The sequence below is a fragment of the Streptomyces cahuitamycinicus genome (assembly GCF_002891435.1).
Classification (GTDB): domain Bacteria; phylum Actinomycetota; class Actinomycetes; order Streptomycetales; family Streptomycetaceae; genus Streptomyces; species Streptomyces cahuitamycinicus.
The window spans coordinates 1-447 of the sequence record NZ_POUC01000981.1 but is presented as its reverse complement, the minus strand read 5'-3'; the positions used below and the strand labels follow the sequence as shown (position 1 = coordinate 447).

Sequence of the window (447 nt, the reverse complement as noted above, 5' to 3'; positions counted from 1 at the left end):
CACCCGCTCAAGACCCCGCCCCCATGACCACTCCAGGGCCGCGTCGAACAGCACCTCCGTCAGCCCGCTCCCACGCTCCTCGGGCCGCACGAACACGCCGACCACGTGCCCCTGCTTCCGCTCCACCGGGAACCCGGCCCAGTCCGTCGTCCCGGGCTCCTCCACGAGCACGGTCAGCGTCGCCACCCACCGCCCGTCGGGCCCTTCGGCGATGATCTGCTGCCTCGCGTCCGCCCCTTCGGCGGCACCGGCCGTCCGCTCCTGCCAGAAGGAGTCCGGCCGGGCCGCGGCCTCCTCGTACGTCTCCAGGAAGGCCAGGTGCGCCACCGGGTCCCGCAGCGCCGCGAGCCGCAGCTCCTTCGCCGCAGGCCACTCATGGGCACGGACGGACCGGATCACATAGCTCATGCGGCCACGGTAGTACCCGGGTACGACACCCCTCACCCC

General features: G+C 73.2%; 1 protein-coding gene. It reads right to left on the bottom strand.

What is annotated here, in order from left to right; genetic code table 11:
- Nucleotides 1–408 (bottom strand): GNAT family N-acetyltransferase (locus C1J00_RS44185; RefSeq protein ID WP_107501892.1); only part of this gene is annotated, 408 nt, incomplete at its 3' end.
- Nucleotides 409–447 lie beyond the last annotated feature (39 nt).